Below are 21,175 nucleotides of genomic sequence, written 5' to 3'. Positions count from 1 at the left end.
ACTGGGCCGGTCGTCCGCCGTACCGCGAAGGAGCCCCGTGCAGGGAGCAGTCAGCGTCTCGCCCGCCCAGATCCCCGAGCTGCTGCTCGGCCTGGCCACCGTCCGCCCGGTGTTCCTCTGGGGCGCCCCCGGGATCGGAAAGTCCTCCCTGGTCAGGGCGTTCGCCGAGTCGCTCGGCCTGGAGTGCGTGAGCCTGGTCGGCACCCAGCTGGCCCCGGAGGACCTGATCGGCGTCCCGCAGCTCACCCCCGAGGGCCGCTCCCGGTTCTGCCCGCCCGAGCAGATCGCCCGCGACGAGCCGTACTGCCTGTTCCTCGACGAGCTCAACGCGGCCTCGCCGGACGTCCAGAAGGCCTTCTACTCGCTGATCCTGGACCGCCGGATCGGCTCGTACGAGCTGCCGCCCGGCTCGATCGTGATCGGCGCGGGGAACCGCGCCACCGACGGCGCGCTCGCCCGGCCGATGGCGTCCGCGCTGGTCAACCGCATGATCCACGTCCACCTGCGGGCCAGCGCCGAGGACTGGCTGCGCTGGGCGGCCGGCGCCGGGATCCACCCCTGGGTCCTCGACCACCTCACCGACCGGCCCGACCACCTGTGGTCCGCCCCGCCCAAGACCGAGGAGCCGTTCTCCACCCCGCGCGCCTGGCACATGCTCTCCGACGCGCTGCACTCCTTCGGGCCCACGCTGGACGAGGAGACCCTCAAGGTCCTCGCGTACGGCCTGCTCACGCCGCAGCACGCGATCGCCTTCTGCGGCTACGCGAAGATCGTCCGCAACTCGTACGGCCTGGAGGCCATCCTCAAGGGCGACGCCCGCTGGCCGCACCGGGTGGAGGACCGCGACCTGCTCTACTACCTGGCCGACTCCTTCCGCGGCCGCCTGGTCAAGGAGCTGCCCGCCAGCAAGGAGCACGCCTCCGGGGCGCAGCGGCAGACCGCCTTCCGGGCCAAGTCACTGCTGGTGCAGCTGGCCGAGATCTCGGTCGAGGTCGCCCAGACGGTGATCGCCGACGGCGCGGACGGCAATCCGGTGCTGCCCTCCTGGTTCCTGATCGAGGCCGCCCGGGACATGCCGCGCCTGGTCGAGGCCCGCCGGTGAAGCCCGCCGCCGCGAAGCGGAAGCCCGACCCGGGCGCCGAGTCCTTCGCCGAGGGCGTCCGGCTGCTGCGCCGTAATCCCGCCCTCGCCGCCCTGCCCGCCGAGTTCTGCCGCACCGAGACCTGCGGGGCCGCCCCGCCGGGCGGTTGGGCGGTGGTCGACTCCAACGGCACCGTGCACGTCAACCCGCGCCGCCGGGCCGAGCCCGAGGAGTGGGCCTGGGTGCTGGCGCACGGCCTGCTGCACCTCGGCTTCGGCCACGTCCCGGCCGCCCGCGGCCCCCGGGTCCAGCCGGACGACCACGCGGCCGCCGCCCGCTGCGCGGTGGTCAACCGCTTCCTCGCCACCTTCCCGGTCGGCCACCCGCCGGTCGCTCTCCCGCCCGAGTACCCGGGCGGCGACGAGGAGGAGCTGGCCGCCCGCTGGCGCCGCGACGGCCTGCCGCCGGCCGACGCCGCCGGGACGGCCGGCACCGCCGGCCCGGCCTGCCGCGACCAGCTGCTGGTCGAGTGGCACGGCAGCGGCCGCGCGCCCAAGGACTGGCAGAGCGCCTTCGCGGCCGCGCTCACCCGCACCGTGTCCGCCGCGATGGACCGGGCCGGCGGCCGGATCGACGAGAAGACCGGCCAGCGCCTGCCCGAACGCCCCTGGACCAGGGCGCTCAACTGGTTCGTCTCCTCCTACCCGCTGCTCGGCGGCATCGCGGCCGGCCTGACCCTGGTGGCCGACGCCGAACTCGCCCGCGCCCACGACATCGCCATCGCCGCCGTCAACGCCGACGCCGGGGAGGTCTACGTCAACCCGCTGCGCCAGTACACCGACGAGGAGTGGCGGTTCATCCTCGGCCACGAGATGCTGCACGCCGCCCTGCGGCACGGCGAGCGCCAGGGCGGGCGGGACCCGTTCCTGTTCAACGTCGCCGCCGACTACGTCATCAACGGCTGGCTGCTGGAGATGGGCGTCGGCGAGATGCCCGAAGGCCTGCTGCACGACCCGCAGTTGAAGGGCCTGTCGGCCGAGGAGGTGTACGACCGGATCGTCCGCGATCAGCGCCGGATCCGCCGGCTCGCCACCCTGGCCGGGAAGAACCGCCCGGACGTCCTCGGCGCACCGCTGGACCGCGGCCCGCGCGACTACGTGGACCTCGACGACTTCTACCGGCGCGGCCTCCAGCAGGGCTTCGAGCTGCACCGGCGCGAACGCGGCCTGCTCCCGGCCGGCCTGGTCGAGGAGATCCGCGCACTCGCCCACCCGCCGCTCCCCTGGGACGCGCGACTGGCGCGCTGGTTCGACGAGTTCGTGCCGAGCCCCGAACCGGTGCGCAGCTACTCCCGTCCCGCCCGCCGGCAGTCCGCGACCCCGGACATCCCCCGGGCCGGCCGCTACCGCCCCGAGGAGGAGGTGCCGCGCTGCACCTTCGGGGTCGTCCTGGACACCTCCGGTTCGATGAGCCGGCCGCTGCTCGGCAAGGCGCTCGGCGCGATCGCCTCCTACGCCGCCGCCCGCGACGTCCCGGCCGCCCGGGTGGTGCACTGCGACGCCGCCCCGCACGACGCCGGCTACCTCCCGGTCGAGGAGATCGCCGGGCGGCTGCGGGTGCACGGGCGCGGCGGCACCGTCCTCCAGCCGGGCATCGACCTGCTCGAACGGGCCGACGACTTCCCGCCCGGCGCGCCCGTCCTGGTCATCACCGACGGCGAGTGCGACGTCCTGCGGCTGCGCCGCGACCACGCCTTCCTCGTCCCCCGCGGCGCCGCCCTGCCGTTCACCCCGCGCGGGCCGGTCTTCCGGATGAGCTGAACAGTTCCGAGAGCCGTCCCTCGGGAAAAAGACCACGCCACTACGCCCGGACCAAGCCATCATGGCAGGCATGACGGACGCAACTGGAGCGGAGCCGCTGGGCATATGCCTGGTGGCCAATGTCGCTCAGGAGACCAGCCACGGCGAAGGCGGCCTGGAGCTCCACAAGGGGCTGCGGCACTTCGCGCCCGGGGCGAAGCTGTGGATCGCACCGCCGGCCTCGGGCGACGGCGGTGAGAACGTCATCGTGGCCGGCCGCCACCGAGGGAGCCACCGCCGCTACGTGCGGATGGTGATCAAGAGCCGGTTCCTGGTGGACTTCCGGGTCCGTGCCGTCTACAGCCCGGCGCTGGTCCGTGCGTTGACGGAGGCGGAGCCCGGTGCGGAGAAGGAGTTCGGCGCCCGCTTCCTGTGGCCTCCGGACCAGGCGGAGAGCTGGGCTCGGTCCTGGAACACCCCGAAGACGAGCTCATGAGCACAAGCATCGTCGTCCAGTACACCGAGCTTCTGCGGACCAGCACTTTCGACCTCTGGACCCGGTTGCGCGAGCTTCTGCGGACCCAGGGGCTCGATCCCGCTGGGACGGTCGTCGTCGACCTCGTGCAGGAAGGCCCCGACCACGAAGACGGCCAGATCATCTCCGCCGAGGGCAGGGTCTACAGGTTCAGCCTCTTCTACGACCAAGAGGCAGAACACGGTGCCCGCAGTGCACGCCTCCACGACTGGACCGACATCACGGAGTCCTGGCAGACCGGATCGTTGGCCAGGCGGACAGCAGACGCCTTCACATGGAAGTCCCGACGCGCGGACTGAAGCCCCCCTTGATCGCGCCGGTAAGCCGGTCTGCAGATGAAACCCACACGCGCCACCGGGGGAACTGGAGAAACGGACTCGCAAGCTCGATCCATGTCCCCCGCTTCCGATCCGCAGGATCACTGGCCCGCAGATCCACTGGGCTTGAATCAGTGATGTCGGTCTGACTCAGACCGGCTGATCGCTCAAGGGTCGACTGACGGGCGTCCGTTGACCAGACTGAGCCCAATGACGACACGACCCTCTTCTCAGGAAGACCTCCGCGCTGTTCTCTTCGACTCCGGCGGCGTGCTGATGCAGCCGATCGGCGGCCGGTGGAACCCACGGGCGGACTTCGAGCAGACCGTTCTCGCCCACGTGCCTTCGGTCACGTCGGAACAGTTCGCGGCAGCCATCGCCGCAGGCGACCGCTTCCTCGCTGCCTCGTCGCCCGCGCCTGGGCTCGACGACTACCACGGGCTGATGCTTCGTGACGTGGGGGTGGAACCGACCTCGGAACTCCTCGCCGACTTGCGCCGCGAGGTCCCGCCGGCCACTCTCCTGGAGACCTATCCGGAGGTCGTGGGCACCCTGGGAGAGCTCAGCCGCCGGGGCGTGCGGATGGCGGTGGTGTCGGATGCCTGGCCCAATCTGCCCGACCTTCACGCGGGACTGGGGATCGGGCGGTTCTTCGAGGCGTATGCGATCTCCACGGTGCTCGGCTGCAACAAGCCGGACCCACGCATGTACCACCATGCCAGCGACGCGCTGGGACTCGCGCCCGCGCAGTGCCTGTTCGTCGACGACGATCCGGCCCTGGTCGCCGCTGCGATCGGACTCGGGTATGCGGGGCGCGCGGTCTGCCGGGGATCGCTCACAACGGAGGTGCCGTCCATCGCGTCCCTCGCGGAACTGCTGGACCTCTTCTGACCGGGCGGGAGCTCACACGACCGAGGCCCTGAACGGATCGGTGGGAACGATCTCGGCCGCGTCGAAGAGTCGCTCCAACGCCTCGTGGCCGTGATGTCGGCGGAACTCGTTCTCGGCTGCCGTCACCGGCAAGGCCCACAGAACGCGGGCGTGTCCAGCGGGCAACGGACAGCGCTCGAGCTCGGGCCCGTGGAGATAGGGCAGGCTGATGAGCAGGTGGTCGCAGGCCGAACCCGGCACCCAGGGTTCACCGATCGGCATGCTGTGCTCCAGGTCGAGCCGATGCCCTCCGCAGTGGTAGTACGCGAGCACCGCCATGAGTTCGACGAACCGCTGGTCACGGACGTGGGAGGTCATGACGAACTCGAGTCCGTAGCCGTCCTGCTCTCCCGCGGACCAGCAACCGGCCGTCACATAGGCCCAGCAGTCGCCGCGCGGGCCGGGACCCACGACGAGAACTCGCAGGTCGGGCACCACCTCCCGCCGGCCCGGCCCGAGGTCGTATTCGACGACCTCCACGGGATGCCCGTTGAAGAACCTCCGGACATGCGACTCGACGGCCGCTGCCGCCTGCACCTTCGCAACGCTCACCGCGCGATCATGCCAGACCGTCGAGGGGCGGCCCCGGCCGATCGCTCAGGGGTCGGGAAGTGCTTGGCGCGGGCCCGGCCAGGGCGGGGCGTTGCCCTGCCCTGGCGGGCTTCGCCCGTCGGCGCCGAGCCGCGTGGGTCAGGGCGACAGCGTCTTGCTCGCCAGGACCATTCCCTGGGCGTCGTACGCGGCGATCCTGATGCCCTCGAGCGGGAACTCCGTCGGGCCGTCGGCGGTCTTCCGGCTGGGCCCCCAGACGAAGCCGGTGGCGTAGCCCGGGGTGCCGGGCAGGGAGGCGACGGTGGCCCAGCGGGACCGGCCGTCCAGTTCGACGGCCATCCGGGCCACCTGCCCGGGCCCGTGGTAGACGAGGTTGTACAGGCTGTCCGGCTGCCCGGGGTTCCCGTAGTACTGCATGGTGACCTCGGTCGCTCCGCCCGCCCAGGAGTATCCGCCGCAGCCCGGGGAGCTTCCGTACGCGGGGGCGTCGTGGATGCAGATCTCCTGGTCCTTCAGCTGCATCCACCAGCCCGGGCGGCCCAACGGCAGCTGCTGGCCGGGCTCCACCACCACCGCCTCGGGAGCGGGCCCCGCCGGTTCCGGGAGGACCTGGGCGGCCGGCCCGACGGCCCGGGCCCCGCGGTGCGCGGACAGGGCCGCGCCCGTCCCGGCCACCACCGCCAGCGCGACCGCCACCGCGGAGGCGCCCATCGCCACCCTGCGCCCCCGCCGCTGGCGGCGCACGTGGGCCTGCACCGGCCCGGCGGACCAGTCCGCCACCTCGACCCGGGCCGCCTCGTCCCGCAGGGCGCCGCGCACCATGTCCTCGGTGTCCATCACCTGTCGCCTCCGTTCGTGCCGTCGATCGTTGAACCGGTGTCCGCCGCGTACGAGGCCAGCGCCGGGTGGCCGCGCAGTTTCGCCAGGCCCCGGCTGGCCTGGCTCTTGACGTTGCCCACCGAGCAGCCGAGCACCTCGGCGACCTGGCGCTCGCTCATGTCCTCCCAGTACCGCAGGACGACCACGGCCCGCTGACGCTGCGGCAACCCGGCCAGCGCCTGGAGCAGCACCGAGCGCTCCTCGACGCCGCGGTGGCCGCCGCCGGCGGTGGCCGCCCGGTCGGGAAGGACGGGCATGAGCAACTGCTTGGCCCGGCGCCGCCGGTGACGGCTCAGGTTGTTGTTCACCAGGGCCCGGTGGATGTAGGCGTCCGGCTCGTCCAGGCGGCTGATCCGGGACCAGTTCCTGAAGACCTTCGCGAACGTCGCCTGCACCACGTCCTCGGCCTCGTGGTGGTCGCCGGTGAGCAGGTAGGCGGTGCGCACCAGCCGCCGCCAGCGCGTGGCGGCGAACGCCTCGAAGTCGAGCTCCCGCAGTCCGGGACCGCCCGCGGAAGCCGATGCCGTGACGGGCCTGGGCCGGTCCTCCACCGGGATGTTCAATGCGCTCGCGGTCATCCGATTCCTCTTCGCGTCCACGCGACGGCCCGACCGGACCGTCGCTCTGCCCTACTCACCGCCGCGCCGCCGCAAGGGTTGCACGGCCCTGTCCACGAGAACGGGCCGTGCGCGGGCATCCCGCGGATCCTCGCCCCGAACGGCTGGGGAACCCACCCCGGGGCCGCCCGTGCGCGTCCCGGTCACCGGTCTCGCGCGGCCGGCCGCGGGTCCGGGTCCTGTCACCTGGTCCGCAGGCGGCCGCGGGCCGCTCGGCGGTGGAGCCTGCGGTGTTCGGCGGTCGCCCAGCGGTCGGCGCGGGCCGGGTCGAGGGGTGTGCCGTGGCCGACGTGGAGCCGGGTGGGCTTGAGGTCGAGCATCGCGCGGAGGCTGGCGAGGTTGGCGAGCGGGTCGTCGTGGAAGGGCGGGTTGGCCGGGCGGCCCTCGATGAGGCCCATGAAGGAGTTGGCGATGAGGTCGCCGGCCACCAGGTCCCCGTCGTCGGTGAGGACGGAGACGGAGCCGGCGGTGTGGCCGGGGGTGGGGATGATGCGGCCGTCGACGCCGAAGTCCGCCAGGGCGGTCTCGCCGTGGACGAGGAGGTCGGGCTCGAAGGGTTCCGCCTGTTCGTGGAGCTTCGCGTTGCGGGCCATGAGCCGTCCCATCGGGCCGGTGGGCAGGTACGGTTCGCGGACCCGGCCGGTGCGGTAGGGGCCCAGGTCCGCGGCGTGGGCGGCGATCGGGGCGCCGGTGAGCCGGCGCAGTTCGGCCGCGGAGCCGAAGTGGTCGATGTGGCCGTGGGTGACGACGACGAGGCGGACGTCCTGCGGGTCGACGCCGTGGGCCGCGACCTGTTCGGTGATGCGCCGGGCGCTGCCGGGGGTTCCGGCGTCGACGAGGACCGGGTGGCGGCCGAGCAGCAGGTAGGCGTTGACGGCGTGACGGCCCAGGACGGGTATCGGGATGACCCTGGTGCGGGACAACTGGCTGCTCCTCGGGGAGAAAGGGGGTGATGGGGATTCAGCGGGCGGTGGCGTGGGGGCGGAACCGGCGCCGGTATTCGGCCGGGGTGGCGCCCAGGCGGCGGCGGAAGGCCCGGTGCAGGGTCTCCACCGATCCGAGTCCGCTGGCGGCCGCGATGTCGGGCAGGCTGCGGGCGGTCTCCTCCAGGAGCCGGCGGGCCGCCTCCACCCGGACCGCCTCCAGGTAGTCGGCCGGGGTGCGGCCGGTGCGGTCGCGGAAGACCCGGGCGAAGTGGCGCACGCTCAGGTTCATCCGGGCGGCCATCGCCTCGACCGGGATCCGCTCGGCGAGGTTGTCGTCGATCCAGCGGCGGAGTTCGTCGATGCGGTCGTCGGCACTCGCCTGGAGGGAGAGCGGCACGCTGAACTGCGTCTGCCCGCCGGGGCGTTTGACGTACATCACCATGGCGCGGGCCGCGTCGAGGGCGATCGCCGGTCCGTGGTCCTCGGCCACCATGGCGAGGGCGAGGTCCAGGGCGGCGGTCACGCCCGCGCAGGTCCAGATCCGCCCGGCGCGGATGAAGATCGGCTCCGGGTCCACCGCGATGTCCGGGTACCGCGCGGCCAGTTGGTCGGCGGTGAGCCAGTGGGTGGTGGCGGGCAGACCGGCCAGGAGTCCGGCCTCGGCGAGCAGGTGGACGCCGGCGCAGACGCCGCCGACGCGCCGGGCGGCCGGCGCCGCCGTGGCCAGCCAGCCGACGACGTCAGGGTCGCCGACGGCCTGGTACCGGCCGTCGGCGTGGTCCATGGCGCCCGCCACGAGGAGGGTGTCGACGCCCGGGCCCACCTCGGCCAGCGACCGGCCGGCGACCAGGCTGATCCCGGCGGCGGTGGGCAGCGGGCCGGCCCGCACGGCGGCGATCTCGACCCGGTAGGCGGGGGCGTCGCCCTCCACCAGGCGGGACGCGACGGAGAACACCTCCGCGGGGCCGGTCACCTCCAGCAACTCGACCCCGGGGAACGCGGCGATGACGACGGTGCGCGGTTCGGGCATGCCCCGATCCTTCCGCCGCCCGGGCCGTGTCCGCAATGCCGGGGTTCTGTCACATCCGGCCATCGGCCACGACCGAAGCGGCGCGAGCGGCCAAGGCGGGCGAGGCAGCCGAAGCGGGCGAGGCGGCGCAAGCGACCGAGACGGCCGAAGCGGCGGCCGGACGGACAGGTCCGCCCGCCCGCCCGCCGGGCCCAGCCGCGAATCCCCTTCCGGGTGATCGCCGCACCACCGATTGACCGGCATCACCGCGCCGTAGCACGAACTCGGCGCTCGGCGGAGGGACTTGGAGCGGAAACCCTTCGCATGAGCGAATCCGGAGCGGGTCGGCGGCGCGCGGGCGCCGGGGCGAGAAGCCTGGTGGGCGGGCGGTGGCCGTCCCCGGTTGCGACTGGTGTGCGAGATGTCGGGGTTGTCCGGCAGTTTGCGACAAGTCGGTTGCGGGACGGTATTTTTGACTTTCGGTCAGGATGTCCTGAACTTGGCTATGCTGCACCACCACGCCTCCGGAGCCGGCCCCCACCCGTCCCCCGTACTGTTCCGATCGTTTGAGGATGCTGAATGCTTCGAGCTGGATCGTCACCCGCCAGACGGCGCCGAGCGCCCCTGCTCGGCTGGTTGTTGCCGACGGCCGTGATGGCGGCGGCCGTGGCGGTCGCCGCGCTGGTGGTGTCCGCCGGGGCCCGGGCCGGGGTGCTGTGGTGCGGGGCGACGGGCACCGTGCTGGTGGCCGTGGTGGCCGCCGAGTCGGCCCGCCGGGGGCGGGCGCTGAGCGAGTCGCGCGACCGGCACGCCCGGCAGGTGGAGGAGTTGCAGCGCCGGCTGGCCGGGCAGGAGGACGAGCTGGACCGGCTGGCCAGGGTCGAGATGCGCAGGGTGGTCGCCGGGGCCCGGTACGGGTACTCCTTCGACGTGCTGACCCGCCCGCTGGAGGAGGGCGACGCCCCCGTCTCACCGAGGTTCCGCCGCTCCCTGGTGGCCGTCACCGAGGCCGTCGCCAAGGCCGTCGACGACGAGGTCAGCCGGCGCGACTCCGCCGAGCGCGCCTTCGTCAACATCGCCCGCCGGGTGCAGGCCATCATCCACCGGCAGGCCAAGGACCTCCGGGAGATGGAGGACCGGCACGGCAACGACCCGGCGGTCTTCGACGACCTGCTGCGCCTGGACCACGGCAACGCGCTGACCGGCCGCCTCGCCGACAGCATCGCCGTCCTGTCCGGCGCCCGCCCCGGCCGCCAGTGGACCCGCCCGATCGCGCTCTACAGCGTGCTGCGCGGCGGCATGTCCCGGATCCTGGAGTACCAGCGGGTCGACCTGCACCCGGTGGCCCAGATCTCCGTCACCGGACCGGCCGTCGAGCCGCTCATCCACGCCGTCGCCGAACTGCTCGACAACGCCACCCGCTACTCCCCGCCGCACACCCACGTGCACCTGAGCGCCTCCGAGGTGCAGAGCGGGATGGCGATCGAGATCGAGGACGGCGGCCTCGGCCTCACCGACGAGGCGCGGATCCGCGCCGAGCGCTCGATCCGCGAGGCGATGGTCTCCAAGGACTTCGACGACCTCACCGAGTCGCCCCGGCTGGGCTTCGCCATCGTGGGCCGGCTCTGCCAGGCGTACGGCTTCCAGATCTCGCTGCGCCGCTCCGCGTACGGCGGCGTCCGGGCGGTGCTGGTCGTACCGCAGGAACTGCTCACCACCGCGCCGCCGACCGGGCGGGCGCACGGCATCGGCGCCTTCTCCGGGCCCCGCCCGCTCCCCGCGAACCCGCCCCGGCACGCGGCCCCGGGTCGTCCGTGGGGCACCCGGACGACCTCGGCCGGCGTCGGGCCGTCCTACGGCTCGACCAACCCGTGGGGCCCGTCCGGCCCGGGAGCCGGGGACGACGAGGTGATCGTGACCGAGTGGACGCCCAACGGCCTGCCGCAGCGCCGCCGCAGCCGGCCGATGGTGCCCCGCGGCGGCTACGGCGCGGCCGCCCGTGCCGCCGCGCGGCCCGCCGGGCCCGTGCCCGGGCCGCCGGCCCAGGCACCGCGCCCCGTCAGGGAGCCCAAGGAACCCAAGCAGCCGGGCCTGTGGCTGGAGGCGTTCATGGACGGCATCAAGGGCACCGGGCCGGCACCGACCGGGCCCACGGGACCGGAAGGCACCGGGCACGCCACGGAACCCGGCCGCGGCACGGACACCGGCCGCGCCACCGCGGAAGCCGGACACGGCACGGACGCCCGGCAGTCGGACGCCCGACAACCGGGTTCCGGACAACCGGGTTCCGGACAGACGGGTGCCGGACACACCAGCGCCGCACACACCAGTGAAGAGACGGCAGGGAAAGGCGAGCAGTGATTCCGCACCGCAGCAACATGGACTGGATCCTCAACGACCTCGCGCACAGCGTCCCGTGCGTGCGCCACGTCATCGTGCTGTCCGCCGACGGCCTGCGGATCGCCCAGTACGGCACCGACCCGGACACCGCCGACCGCCTCGCCGCCGCCTGCGCCGGGCTGCAGAGCCTGGCCGGCGCGATCGGCCACGAGTTCCCGCACGGCGACGGCTCGATGCGGCTGGTGGTGATCGAGGTGGACGGCGGCTACTTCTACCTGATGGCGGCCGGTGACCGCGCCTACCTCGCGGTGCTCGCCGACGAGGGCGTGGACGCCGGGCTGGTGAGCCACCAGATGCGCGACCTGGTCGCCCGGATCGGCGAGCACCTGTCCACCCCGCCGCGCAACCCCGAGGTGGTCGTGTGACCGACCCGGCAGCCGACCCGGCCCGCCGCACCGGGCTCCGGCGGCGGGACGGGCACCTGAACGAGCACAGTGAGGCGGTGGCATGACGGCCGAGCAGGGTGGCTGGGACGGCCCCGAGCCCGACCGGCTGTACGTCATCACCCGGGGCCGCAGCGGCCCCTCCGGGCCTGGGGTCTTCGACCTGGTCACCCTGATCGTCTCCCTCGCCGAGCCGACCCCCGCCCACCAGCCGGAACACGCCGCGATCCTGCGGCTGTGCCGTTCCCCGCTCTCGGTCGCGGAGGTCTCCGCCTACCTGGAGCTCCCCGTCAGCGTGGTCACCGTCCTGCTGGCGGACCTGCTCGACGACGGGCTGATCGAGGCCCGCAGCGCCGCCGTGCCCGCGGCGGAACTCCCCGACCGTGCCCTGTTGGAGGCGGTGATCCATGGACTTCAGCGGCTCTGACCCGGTGGTCGGGCCGGCCGGTACGGACCTGCTGCCGGACACCGTCACCACGGCGGTCAAGGTGGTGGTCGTCGGCGGCTTCGGCGTCGGCAAGACGACGCTGGTCAGCGCGGTCAGCGAGATCCGCCCGCTGACCACCGAGGAGACCATGACCCAGGCCGGGGTCGGGGTGGACGACCCGACCGGGGTCGAGCAGAAGACCTCCACCACCGTGGCCATGGACTTCGGCCGGATCAGCATCAGCGACCGGCTGGTGCTGTACGTCTTCGGCACCCCCGGCCAGGAACGGTTCTGGTTCCTCTGGAACGGCCTGTTCGAGGGCGCCCTGGGCGCGGTGGTGCTGGTGGACACCCGTCGGCTGGAGGTCAGCTTCGAGGTGATCGGCCGGCTGGAGGAGCGCGGCGTGCCCTTCGTGGTGGCCGTCAACGGCTTCCCGGAGGCGCCGTCCGTCCCGCTCGACGAGCTGCGGGGCGCGCTCGACCTGCCGCCCGAGGTGCCGATCGTCGCCTGCGACGCGCGCAGCCGGGAGTCCAGCCGGGACACCCTGATGGCCCTGATGCACCACCTGTACGAGCTGGCCGCCCCGGCGGCCCCGTAGCCCGCCGGCGCACCGGCCCCCTCCCGGCCCGCCCGCCGACCCGATGCCCGTCACCGAATCCCACCCGCGACCGGAGAGCCCGTGACCACCCCGACCCCCGAACCCGTCGGCGCCGAACCCGAACCCCGTACCGGGCCCCGCTCCGCGGCCCGTACCGCCGCCGCCCCCGTGCCGGCCGCCGCCCCGCCGCCCGGCTGCCCGGCCCACGCGGGCGGCGGCATCGCCCCGACCGGCCCCGGCGGCCTGCGCCGCCTGTACGGGCCGGAGGCCGAGGCCGACCCGGCGGGCCTGTACGAGAAGCTGCGCGCCGAGTACGGCGAGGTGGCCCCGGTGCTGCTGCACGGCGACCACCGGGCCTGGCTGGTGCTCGGCCACGGCGCCAACATCGCCGCGATGCGCACCCCCTCGCTGTTCTCCCGGGACTCGCGCCTGTGGAACGCCTTCCGCAACAACGAGGTCCCGGCGGACTCCCCGCTGCTGCCGGTGGTCGCCTGGCAGCCGATCTGCGTGTTCGCGGACGGCGACGAGCACCGCCGGCTGCGCGGCGCGCTGCTGGACGGCCTGAACGGCTTCGACCGGCGCGGCATCCGCCGCCACGTCCGCCGCTTCACCACCGACCTGGTCCAGGTGGTCGGGCCGACCGGACGGGCCGAGCTGATCTCCCAGTTCGCCGAGCACCTGCCGATGCTGGTGATGACCAAGCTGCTCGGCATGCCGGACGAGTACGGTCCGCAGCTGGTCACCGCCGCCCGGGACCTGATGAAGGGCACCGAGACGGCGATCGCCAGCAACGAGTACGTGGTCGCCGGTCTGCGCCGGACCATCGCCATCAGGCGCGAGAGCCCCGGCGACGACCTGACCAGCCGTCTGCTGGCGCACCCGGCCGGGCTGACCGAGGACGAGGTGATGGAGCACCTGCGGGTGGTGCTGCTGGCCGCGAACGAGACCACCGTCAACCTGATCGCCGACTCGCTGAAGATGGTGCTCACCGACCCGCGCTTCCGCGCCCACCTCTCCGGCGGCCAGATGACCCTGGGCGAGGCGCTGGACCAGGTTCTGTGGGACTCCCCGCCGATGTCCCTGGTGGCCGGCCGCTGGGCGACGGCCGACACCGAGCTGGGCGGCCAACAGATCCGGGCCGGGGATCTGCTGCTGCTCGGGCTCGCGGCGGGCAACGTCGACCCGGTGGTCCGCCCCGACCTGGCGGCCCCGCTGTACGGCAACCGCTCCCACCTGTCCTTCGGCGCCGGGCCGCACGAGTGCCCCGGCCAGGACATCGGGCGGCACGTCGCCGAGGCCGGGATCGACATCCTGCTCACCCTGCTGCCGGACGTCCGGCTCGCGGTCCCCGAGGAGGAGCTGACCTGGAGCTCGGCCTGGATCTCCCGTCATCTGACGGCGCTGCCGGTGGAGTTCACCGCCCGGGACATCGAGCCGGACCCGCTCTCGGTGGCCGAGGCGGAGCAGGCGGAGGCCGTCCAGGCGAAGGCCGGGGCGGCGGCGGAGCAGGCACCGGGCCCGGCCGTCCCGGCGCCCCGCGGTGCCGAGCGCACGGGGGCGGCCGGGGCGGCCGGGGCGGTGGCCCCGACGGTCCCGGCGCAGCGCCGCGGCTGGTGGGACGTGCTGACCGGTCTGTTCCGGCGCTGAACGGCCGCTCGGCCGGCCCCTCGCACCTGGCCCGGTCAGGCCTGGCCGCCGGGCGCGGGGAGGCCGTACGGTCTCCCCGGGGCCCCGGCGCGGACCCGGCTCCCGGCGCGGATCCGGACCCTGCCGCGGACCCGGACCCTGCCGAGGCCCGGCCCGACCCCGGGCCTCGGATCAGCCGTCGCGCCCGTCGGTCCGGCGCCGGTACAGCGTGAAGGTGTCCACCGGGGTGAGGTCGCCGTGCGGCCCGTCGAAGGTGTAGTAGGTGACCTTCATGGTGGTGGTGCCGCCGCGCCGGTCGCCCGGGTCGACCTCGAAGGCCGCGAAGCCGTGGCTGTGCACGCGGTCCTGGACGGCGGCCCAGGGGGCGTCCTCGGTGAGCCAGACCGACTCCCGGTAGGGCGCCCCCGGCTTCGGGTCCTCCAGCCCGACGACCACCCGGCCCTTGGGCTGCTCGAAGAGGTCGTCCTGGGTGGTGGCGGCGTTGCCGCCGGCGCCGATGATCATGTGGACGGTGCCCCTCCCGGTGTCGACCAGGTCGGTGCGGGTCTCGGTCGGCACCGGGGTGCGGGCGTCGTTGGGCAGGGTGCCGCGGACGGGGTGGGAGCGCTCGTAGTAGTGCTCGTGGCCGCACACCACCAGGTCGACCCCGTAGGCGTCGAACAGCGGGCCCCAGGCCTCCCGGAGGCCGAGGTCGCTGCCGGAGCCGTGCTTCGAGCTGGAGATCATCGGGTGGTGCATGCAGACCACGATCCAGTCGATCGCCCGGCTGCCCCGCGCCGCCCGCAACTCCCGCTCCAGCCAGCGCCGTTGGGCGCCGCCGGAGTAGCCGCGCAGGTAGCCGTCGCCGGAGTTCTGGATGGCCTCGTCGTCGTTGGCGAGGCTGATGAAGCGCACCGAGCCGACGGTGAAGGCGTACCACATGCCCCGGGTCTCCTCGTCCGAGGAGGCCGAGGAGTCGGGGAGGGAGAAGTAGGCCTGGTAGCCGGTGGCGCCGATCGGGCCGTTGCCGCCCTCGTTCTCGTGGTTGCCGACGCAGGGCATCCAGGGCCGCAGCCGGGTGGAGCGGCTGTTGCTGATGAACCAGTCGGCCCAGGTCGCGGTGCGGCTCTGGCCGTGCCGGCCGGCGTAGGAGGAGTAGCAGAGGTCGCCGTTGACGAGGTTGAACAGCGGGCCGACGCGTTCGACGGCGGCGACGATGTCGGCGGAGGCCGCGGTGCCGACCTGGCTGCTCATGAACACCGGGTACTTGCCGAGCGGGGAGGGCATGCCGTCGGGGAAGGTGATCCGGCGGCGGAGGTTGGGGGCCGCCTGGTCGCCGAAGCTGGTGAAGGTGAAGGGGGCGCGGCCGCGCGGGGCGGTGGTGAAGGTGCCGGTCTCGGGGACGGCACCGTCGTGTCCGGCGCTGTAGAGGTAGGTGGCGCCCGGGCGCAGGCCGGAGAGTCGGGCGTGGTGGACGTACACCTCGGCCTTGTCGATCGAGTCCCGGTAGGTGCGGGTCTCCGCCTGGACGACCCGGCCGAGGCCGCCGTCCGGTGAGCCGTACCGCACCTGCGGGCGGCGCACGGACTGCGGGGTGATCCAGGAGACGGTCATCTCCGTGCCGGCGTCGGTGCCGAACTGGAGGTGCAGTCCGCTCACTCCGGCCGTTCCGGCGCGGTGCGGGGTGGTCTGCAGGAGGGGGCTGGTGGGCGCGTCGTCGGCCGGCCGGGCGGCCGCGGGTTGCGCGGCCGCCGCCGATCCCGCTGCCACCAGGGCGGCTCCGGCCGCCGATGTGCCCTTGAGGATGGACCTGCGTGCAATGGTCATGAAAACTCCGCCTGCCGAGTGGGGGTTCGACGGGCAGTCACTTTAATGACATGTACAGGTAAAGACGATCGTTTTGACAGATCTTCGGTTTTCTACGGCTTGCGACCGACTCCCCCGTAGGCCGAGACCTCGCCCTCGACCTGCGCCGGGTCGTCGGCGAGCTCCGGGTGCCAGCGGTTGATCAGGACCACCCCCGGGTCGTCCGGCTCCAGCCCGGCGAAGAAGCGCTCGACGCCCTCGCGGGAACGGAAGTGGAGCGGGATCCCGGCCTCCGCGTACCGGCGGCCGGCGGTCGCGATGCGCTCCGGCGCGACGTCGGCGGTCCCCGCGGACAGCGCCAGGAAGCTGCCCGCGGGCAGGGCCTCCAGGAGCTTGCGGACGGGCGGGTGCGCGGCCTCGTCGGAGAGGAAGTGGACGATGTTGATCAGCGTCAGGGCGACCGGCTGGCCGAGGTCGAGGGTGGCGGCCACCCCCGGGTCGGCCAGGAACCGCTCCGGGTCGCGCAGATCGCCCTGGACGTAGGCGGTGCGGCCCTCGGGGGCGCTGGTGAGCAGGGCGCGCGAGTGGGCCAGCACGATCGGGTCGTTGTCGACGTAGACCACGCGGCAGGCCGGGTCCACGGCCTGCACGATCTCGTGCAGGTTGGGCGCGGTGGGGATGCCGGTGCCGACGTCCAGGAACTGGCGGACGCCGTGCACCTCGGCGAGCCTGCGCACCATCCGGTGCATCACGGCCCGGGCGGCGGTGGCGTCCTCGCGCACGCCGGGCAGGTCGGCGATGACCCGGTCACCGACCTCGCGGTCGGCCGGGAAGTTGGTCTTGCCGCCGAGCAGGTAGTCGTAGACCCGGGCGGAGTGGGCCCGGTCGGTGCGCAGGTCCACCTGCGGCGGCTCCTCGAACCCGGCCTCGGTCAGCCAGCTCTCCGACAGGTCGGCCGCCAGGTCGCGGTCGTCCGCTCCGAAGCCGTCCGCCACGAAGCCGCCCGGCGTGTTGCCGCCGCGCGTGCCGGTGTGCGGTGCGTCGGCGCCCCGTGCGCCGGTGCGCGGTGTGTCGGTGCGCGGTGTGTCGGTACCCGATGCGTCGGTGTCCACGCTCGCCCTCCCCGTTCAGCGGTGGTCCGGACCACTCAACCACAGCTGTTGACTGTCCGTCAGGCGGTTCCCGCTGTCCGCCGAACCGGCGCGTCGGCCTCCCGGACGGCCGCCGCGAAGGACGGCACCTTCATCGCGGTCAGCAGCGCGAGGGCCGGCCCGGCCGTGCAGACGGTGACGTACACCGGGATGACCCCCAGCCAGTGCCGGTCGCTCAACCACTCGGCGAGCAGCGGGAAGGTGCCGCCGAACGCGGCGATGGTGGACGCGTTGACCACGCCGAGGCCGACCGCCCGCACCTCGGTCGGGAACAGCAGTCCGGTGAAGACGTTGAGCGTGCCGAGCACCGTCGCCACCAGCATCCCCAGCAGCACGGCGACGACCTGGAACGGCAGCCAGCCCTGGCGCAGCCCGGCGAGCAGGATGCCGACCAGCGGGATCGGCAGGCCGAAGCCGAGCCGGGCGACCGGCAGCAGGCCGAAGCGGTCGGCGGCGGCGCCGGTGAGCAGCATGGTGACCAGTACCACGCCGAGCACCACGGTCATGAAGGAGGCCGCCTCCTCCTTGCTGATCACGTGGTAGGCGGCGGCGTACTGCGGCAGGTAGGCCAGCGCGAAGTAGTAACCGACCGTCCCGCCCAGGGTGTTGAGGAAGACGGTGAAGACCGCCCAGCGGTGGTCGCGCAGGGTCCGCAGGAACGGCGGGCGGGCGGTGCGCCGCGCGCGCTCCCGGGCGCGGCGGAACTCCGCGCTCTCCGGCGCCCACCGCCGCACCCAGACGGCGGCCAGCCCGAGCAGCGCGGCGATCACGAATCCCCAGCGCCAACCACCGTTCTCCAGACCGGACTTGCCGATGGTGCGGATCAGTACGGTGAGCACCCCGAAGGAGAGCAGCGAGCCGAGGACGATCCCGCCGTAGGAGACCGAGCTGAACGCGAAGCGGTGCCGCGGCGGGGCGGTCTCGGTCACGTACGCGGCCACGCTCGGCGCCTCGCCGCCGAAGGCGAGCCCCTGCACCACCCGCGCGAGCACGGCCAGCACCGCGGCCCAGACCCCGATCGCCTCCCGCCCCGGGATGGCGGCGATGCCCAGGCTGGCGGCGGCGATCACGGCCATGCCGAAGCTCAGCGCGAAGCGTCGTCCCCGGGTGTCGCTGAGCCGTCCGATCAGGTAGGAGCCGACCGGGCGGGCGACGAAGCCCACCGCGAAGGTGACGTACGCGCCGAGCACGCCGCTGACGCCGTGCTTGCCGTGCCCGAAGAGGTCCGCCGCGAAGTAGGGCGCGAGGACGGCGTAGATGCTCCAGTCGAAGGACTCGACCACCGATCCGACCGTTGCCGCGGCCAACTCGCGCCGCCGCCCGCCGACTTCCACGTGATCACGGAGCGGGGCCACCGCACTGCTTTCTGTCATGGCCTCAGCATGGCACCGTTCGGACCGCCGGGGAATCATGCGTCGCAAGCGATGTCCGCCGTCGCACGGTTCGACACCGGGAGGGTCTCCGGGAATCCCATGTGACCGATGTGACGGGCGGGTGATATTCCTGTGCCGTGCATTCCATGATCACCCGAACCCCGCGGCGCACCCTGCCCGCCGCCGTCGCGGCCGTCGCCACCGCCGCCCTGCTGGCCGGCTGCGGCAGCGGGAGCGGCCCCGCCGCCGCCCCCGCGACCACCCCGGCCGCCGCCGCGGCGACGCCCGGCGCCGCCCCGACACCGACACCGACCCCGACGGTCAGGCCCACCGGCGCCGAGGACCCGGCGCTCAAGGCCTTCTACGGCCAGCAGCTCGCCTGGGGCCCCTGCGCGAAGGACCCGCAGAACCAGGAGGACACCTCGGCGCTCCAGTGCGCCGCCCTCAAGGTCCCGCTCGACTACACCGCCCCGGCCACCGGCACCCTGGACGTCGCCGTGGTCCGCAACCCGGCCGCCAAGGCCGACCAGCGGATCGGCTCGCTGCTGCTCAACCCCGGCGGCCCGGGCGGCTCCGGCGTCCAGATGGTCACCTACGACCCCAAGGGCTTCGACGGCCCGGTCCACGACCGCTACGACATCGTCGGCTTCGACCCGCGCGGCACCGACGGCACCAGCCCGCTCAACTGCCTGGACGACCGGACCCGGGACGGCTGGCTGAGCACCGACCAGCCCGGTGACGGCCACGGCAAGCAGCTGGCCGACGCCTGCCAGGCCAAGTTCGCGCAGGTCCTGCCGTTCGTCAGCACCCGCAACAGCGCCCGGGACATGGACGTGCTGCGCGCCGCGCTCGGCGACCGGAAGCTCAACTACCTCGGCATGTCCTACGGCACCTACCTCGGCTCGCTCTACGCCGAGGAGTTCCCGGACCGGGTCGGCCGGCTCGTCCTGGACGGCGCCACCTCCGCCTCCACCGCGCTGGTCCAGCACAACATCGAGCAGCAGGCCGGCTTCGAGCGGGCCCTGAAGGCCTTCGCCGCCGACTGCGTCACCAAGGACGCGTGCCCGCTCGGCAAGGACGCCGACCAGGCGGCGCCGAAGCTCGCCGCCTTCCTCGACGGGCTCAAGGACAAGCCGCTCAGGACGGAGAAGGGCCGCACCCTGACGTCCAGCCTGGCCTGGACCGGTGTCCTCAGCCGGCTCTACGGCGGCGAGAAGGCCTGGAACGGTCTGCGCAACTCGCTCGGCTGGGCGATGGTGCGCGGCAAGGGCGACTATCTGCTCGACCTCGCCGACGGCTACAACGGCCGCGACAAGGACGGCCGTTACAGCCCCTCGGCGGACGCCTACACCGCCATCCACTGCGCCGACGGCGCCACCGACGCCCCGGCCGGCGAGCAGCTGCAGGCCGCGCTGACCGACCTCGCCGCCAAGGCCCCGCTGGTCAGCAAGCACGACCCGACGGCCGCGCTGTTCGACCCGGACTGCCGGATCTGGCCGTTCCGCGCCACCGAGAAGCCGCACGTGATCAAGTCCGCCGCCACCACCCCGATCGTGGTCGTCGGCACCACCGGCGACCCGGCCACCCCGTACGCCTGGGCCGAGAAGCTCACCGCCGAGCTGGGCAACGCGGTCCTGCTCAGCCGTGACGGCGAGGGCCACACCGGGTACGGCGCGAGCAAATGCGTCCGCGCCTCGGTGGACGCCTTCCTGCTGGACGGCACCGTGCCGGCCGCGGGCATCCACTGCCCGACGGACTGATCCGGACCGCACCCCACCGGCGGCGCCGGGCCCGCGGGCCCGGCGCCGCCGCCGTCCTCCCGGGCTCTCAGTGGCCGGGGTGGTGGACGATGCGGTAGGTGTCCCGGTCGAGTTCGGTGACCTGGACGGCGATGACCGCGGGCCGGGCGATCCGGGCGCGCAGGGCGGCGAGCACCCGGGCGCTCAGTTCGGCGCGCTGCTCGGTGCTGCGGCCGGCCAGGATCTTCACCTCGACCAGGACCACGGCCTCACCGCCGGTCCCGTCGCCGACCCGGTGCCCGCCGGCCGGGCGGAAGAGGGTCTTGCAGTCCGCCACGGTGGTGTCGATCACCTCGGTGATCGCCTGGTGGACCTCGGCGGCCAGGGCCGCCCGGTCGAATTCGAGTTCGGCCGAGTGGTCGACCAGGATCTGCGGCACGGGAACCTCCAGGAGTCGTCTGCCGGGCGCGGCCGAGGGTACCGGACCCGCTCCGGGGCCCCGGCGCTGGTGCGGCGCCGGGGCCCCGGAGCGTCCGGTGGAGCGGTGGCCTGGTCAGCAGCCGAAGTTCACCTTGCGGAAGGTCGCGTAGTGGTCGGCGGTGTAGTAGTCCTCGTGGTACTGCTCGCCGGTGACGATGCGGCGGGCCCCGCGGGTCGACGAGCCCGGGGTGACCACGGTGTACTCGTGGTAGTAGCCGGACGACTGCGCGGGCAGCACGCGCTCCCGGTTCTGGAAGACGACGCCGTCCTGGCGGTACGGGAAGGGACCGCCGGAGGCGATCAGGTCGAGGGTGGTGCGGGCCTGCGAGGGCAGGGCGGTCAGGCACACCGAGCCGCTCACCGCGGCGTGCGCCTCGGTGGCGACGGCGATCGGCGCGAGGGTGACCAGGGCAACGGCGGCGGTGGCGGCGACGCGGGTCTTCCACGCGCGTAGAGTTCGGGTCATGACAACCAGGATGGCGACCGCGCGGCGCCGCCGGAACCCCCGTTCCAACTCTTCACCTCCGGTCAACTCGACGTACTTCCG

The 21,175-nt window shown here is 73.7% G+C and carries 21 protein-coding genes; 11 read left to right on the top strand and 10 right to left on the bottom strand.

What is annotated here, in order from left to right:
• The first annotated feature begins 37 nt into the window (after window positions 1–37).
• The 5 genes from ACZ5GH_RS34845 (at window position 38) to ACZ5GH_RS34825 (ending at window position 4,623) form a co-directional block, all read left to right on the top strand.
• Entirely contained in the window at window positions 38–1,102 is a 1,065-nt protein-coding gene (locus ACZ5GH_RS34845; RefSeq protein WP_387755776.1) for an ATP-binding protein, read from the top strand.
• Entirely contained in the window at window positions 1,099–2,901 is a 1,803-nt protein-coding gene (locus tag ACZ5GH_RS34840) for a vWA domain-containing protein (RefSeq protein ID WP_464336315.1), read from the top strand. The genes ACZ5GH_RS34845 and ACZ5GH_RS34840 overlap by 4 nt, the downstream gene beginning before the upstream one ends.
• 70 nt (window positions 2,902–2,971) lie before the next feature.
• Window positions 2,972–3,376 (top strand): hypothetical protein, encoded by a 405-nt coding sequence (locus tag ACZ5GH_RS34835; protein WP_464336314.1) that lies wholly within the window; start codon window positions 2,972–2,974, stop codon window positions 3,374–3,376.
• Complete coding sequence (locus ACZ5GH_RS34830) at window positions 3,373–3,714, top strand: hypothetical protein (RefSeq protein ID WP_387755770.1); 342 nt, start codon at window positions 3,373–3,375, stop codon at window positions 3,712–3,714. Before ACZ5GH_RS34835 ends, ACZ5GH_RS34830 begins: the two co-directional genes overlap by 4 nt.
• 228 nt (window positions 3,715–3,942) lie before the next feature.
• Complete coding sequence (locus ACZ5GH_RS34825) at window positions 3,943–4,623, top strand: HAD family hydrolase (RefSeq protein ID WP_464336313.1); 681 nt, start codon at window positions 3,943–3,945, stop codon at window positions 4,621–4,623.
• Between the two features lie 12 nt (window positions 4,624–4,635).
• Here the strand turns inward: ACZ5GH_RS34825 and ACZ5GH_RS34820 are convergent, their stop codons facing one another.
• The 5 genes from ACZ5GH_RS34820 to ACZ5GH_RS34800 form a co-directional block, all read right to left on the bottom strand.
• A complete protein-coding gene (locus ACZ5GH_RS34820; protein ID WP_387755766.1) occupies window positions 4,636–5,214 on the bottom strand; it encodes a suppressor of fused domain protein in 579 nt (192 codons plus the stop codon).
• 138 nt (window positions 5,215–5,352) lie between these two features.
• Window positions 5,353–6,054 (bottom strand): hypothetical protein, encoded by a 702-nt coding sequence (locus tag ACZ5GH_RS34815; RefSeq protein ID WP_464336312.1) that lies wholly within the window; start codon window positions 6,052–6,054, stop codon window positions 5,353–5,355.
• Entirely contained in the window at window positions 6,051–6,671 is a 621-nt protein-coding gene (locus tag ACZ5GH_RS34810) for a SigE family RNA polymerase sigma factor (RefSeq protein WP_387755762.1), read from the bottom strand. Before ACZ5GH_RS34810 ends, ACZ5GH_RS34815 begins: the two co-directional genes overlap by 4 nt.
• A gap of 221 nt (window positions 6,672–6,892) precedes the next feature.
• Window positions 6,893–7,633, bottom strand: a complete 741-nt coding sequence (locus tag ACZ5GH_RS34805) for an MBL fold metallo-hydrolase (RefSeq protein ID WP_464336311.1) — start codon at window positions 7,631–7,633, stop codon at window positions 6,893–6,895.
• Between the two features lie 37 nt (window positions 7,634–7,670).
• Complete coding sequence (locus ACZ5GH_RS34800) at window positions 7,671–8,666, bottom strand: GlxA family transcriptional regulator (protein WP_464336310.1); 996 nt, start codon at window positions 8,664–8,666, stop codon at window positions 7,671–7,673.
• Between the two features lie 558 nt (window positions 8,667–9,224).
• Between ACZ5GH_RS34800 and ACZ5GH_RS34795 the strand changes: the two genes are divergently transcribed.
• The 5 genes from ACZ5GH_RS34795 (at window position 9,225) to ACZ5GH_RS34775 (ending at window position 14,100) form a co-directional block, all read left to right on the top strand.
• Window positions 9,225–11,006 carry an ATP-binding protein gene (locus tag ACZ5GH_RS34795; RefSeq protein ID WP_387755756.1) on the top strand — a complete coding sequence of 594 codons (1,782 nt, stop codon included), beginning with the start codon at window positions 9,225–9,227 and terminating at the stop codon, window positions 11,004–11,006.
• A 17-nt stretch (window positions 11,007–11,023) separates the two neighbouring features.
• Window positions 11,024–11,410, top strand: coding sequence for a roadblock/LC7 domain-containing protein (locus ACZ5GH_RS34790; protein ID WP_355264222.1), 387 nt, complete (start codon window positions 11,024–11,026; stop codon window positions 11,408–11,410).
• A gap of 82 nt (window positions 11,411–11,492) precedes the next feature.
• Window positions 11,493–11,855: a DUF742 domain-containing protein gene (locus ACZ5GH_RS34785; RefSeq protein WP_387755754.1), complete on the top strand. Its 363-nt coding sequence runs from the start codon at window positions 11,493–11,495 to the stop codon at window positions 11,853–11,855.
• The gene (locus ACZ5GH_RS34780) at window positions 11,836–12,453 is read left to right on the top strand and encodes a GTP-binding protein (protein WP_387755752.1); all 618 of its coding nucleotides are present in this window, start codon (window positions 11,836–11,838) and stop codon (window positions 12,451–12,453) included. Before ACZ5GH_RS34785 ends, ACZ5GH_RS34780 begins: the two co-directional genes overlap by 20 nt.
• A 168-nt stretch (window positions 12,454–12,621) precedes the next feature.
• A complete protein-coding gene (locus ACZ5GH_RS34775; RefSeq protein ID WP_387756174.1) occupies window positions 12,622–14,100 on the top strand; it encodes a cytochrome P450 in 1,479 nt (492 codons plus the stop codon).
• 171 nt (window positions 14,101–14,271) lie between these two features.
• On the opposite strand, the gene ACZ5GH_RS34770 is transcribed toward ACZ5GH_RS34775, so the two are convergent.
• From ACZ5GH_RS34770 to ACZ5GH_RS34760, 3 genes are all read right to left on the bottom strand, one after another.
• Window positions 14,272–15,906, bottom strand: a complete 1,635-nt coding sequence (locus tag ACZ5GH_RS34770) for a purple acid phosphatase family protein (protein WP_387755750.1) — start codon at window positions 15,904–15,906, stop codon at window positions 14,272–14,274.
• Between the two features lie 92 nt (window positions 15,907–15,998).
• Window positions 15,999–16,820, bottom strand: coding sequence for an SAM-dependent methyltransferase (locus ACZ5GH_RS34765; protein ID WP_464336926.1), 822 nt, complete (start codon window positions 16,818–16,820; stop codon window positions 15,999–16,001).
• Between the two features lie 236 nt (window positions 16,821–17,056).
• Window positions 17,057–18,409 (bottom strand): MFS transporter, encoded by a 1,353-nt coding sequence (locus ACZ5GH_RS34760; RefSeq protein WP_464336309.1) that lies wholly within the window; start codon window positions 18,407–18,409, stop codon window positions 17,057–17,059.
• Between the two features lie 146 nt (window positions 18,410–18,555).
• On the opposite strand from ACZ5GH_RS34760, the gene ACZ5GH_RS34755 reads away from it, so the two are divergent.
• On the top strand, window positions 18,556–20,169 hold the full coding sequence (locus tag ACZ5GH_RS34755; protein ID WP_387755746.1) for an alpha/beta hydrolase: 1,614 nt from the start codon (window positions 18,556–18,558) through the stop codon (window positions 20,167–20,169).
• Between the two features lie 67 nt (window positions 20,170–20,236).
• On the opposite strand, the gene ACZ5GH_RS34750 is transcribed toward ACZ5GH_RS34755, so the two are convergent.
• A complete protein-coding gene (locus ACZ5GH_RS34750; protein ID WP_387755744.1) occupies window positions 20,237–20,587 on the bottom strand; it encodes a 5-carboxymethyl-2-hydroxymuconate Delta-isomerase in 351 nt (116 codons plus the stop codon).
• A 114-nt stretch (window positions 20,588–20,701) separates the two neighbouring features.
• The gene (locus tag ACZ5GH_RS34745) at window positions 20,702–21,094 is read right to left on the bottom strand and encodes a guanyl-specific ribonuclease (RefSeq protein ID WP_387755742.1); all 393 of its coding nucleotides are present in this window, start codon (window positions 21,092–21,094) and stop codon (window positions 20,702–20,704) included.
• Window positions 21,095–21,175: the final 81 nt, after the last annotated feature.

Source organism: Kitasatospora sp. Xyl93, assembly GCF_055383135.1.
The sequence above is the reverse complement of the archived record's forward strand: the minus strand, read 5'-3'. Positions and strand labels throughout refer to the sequence as shown.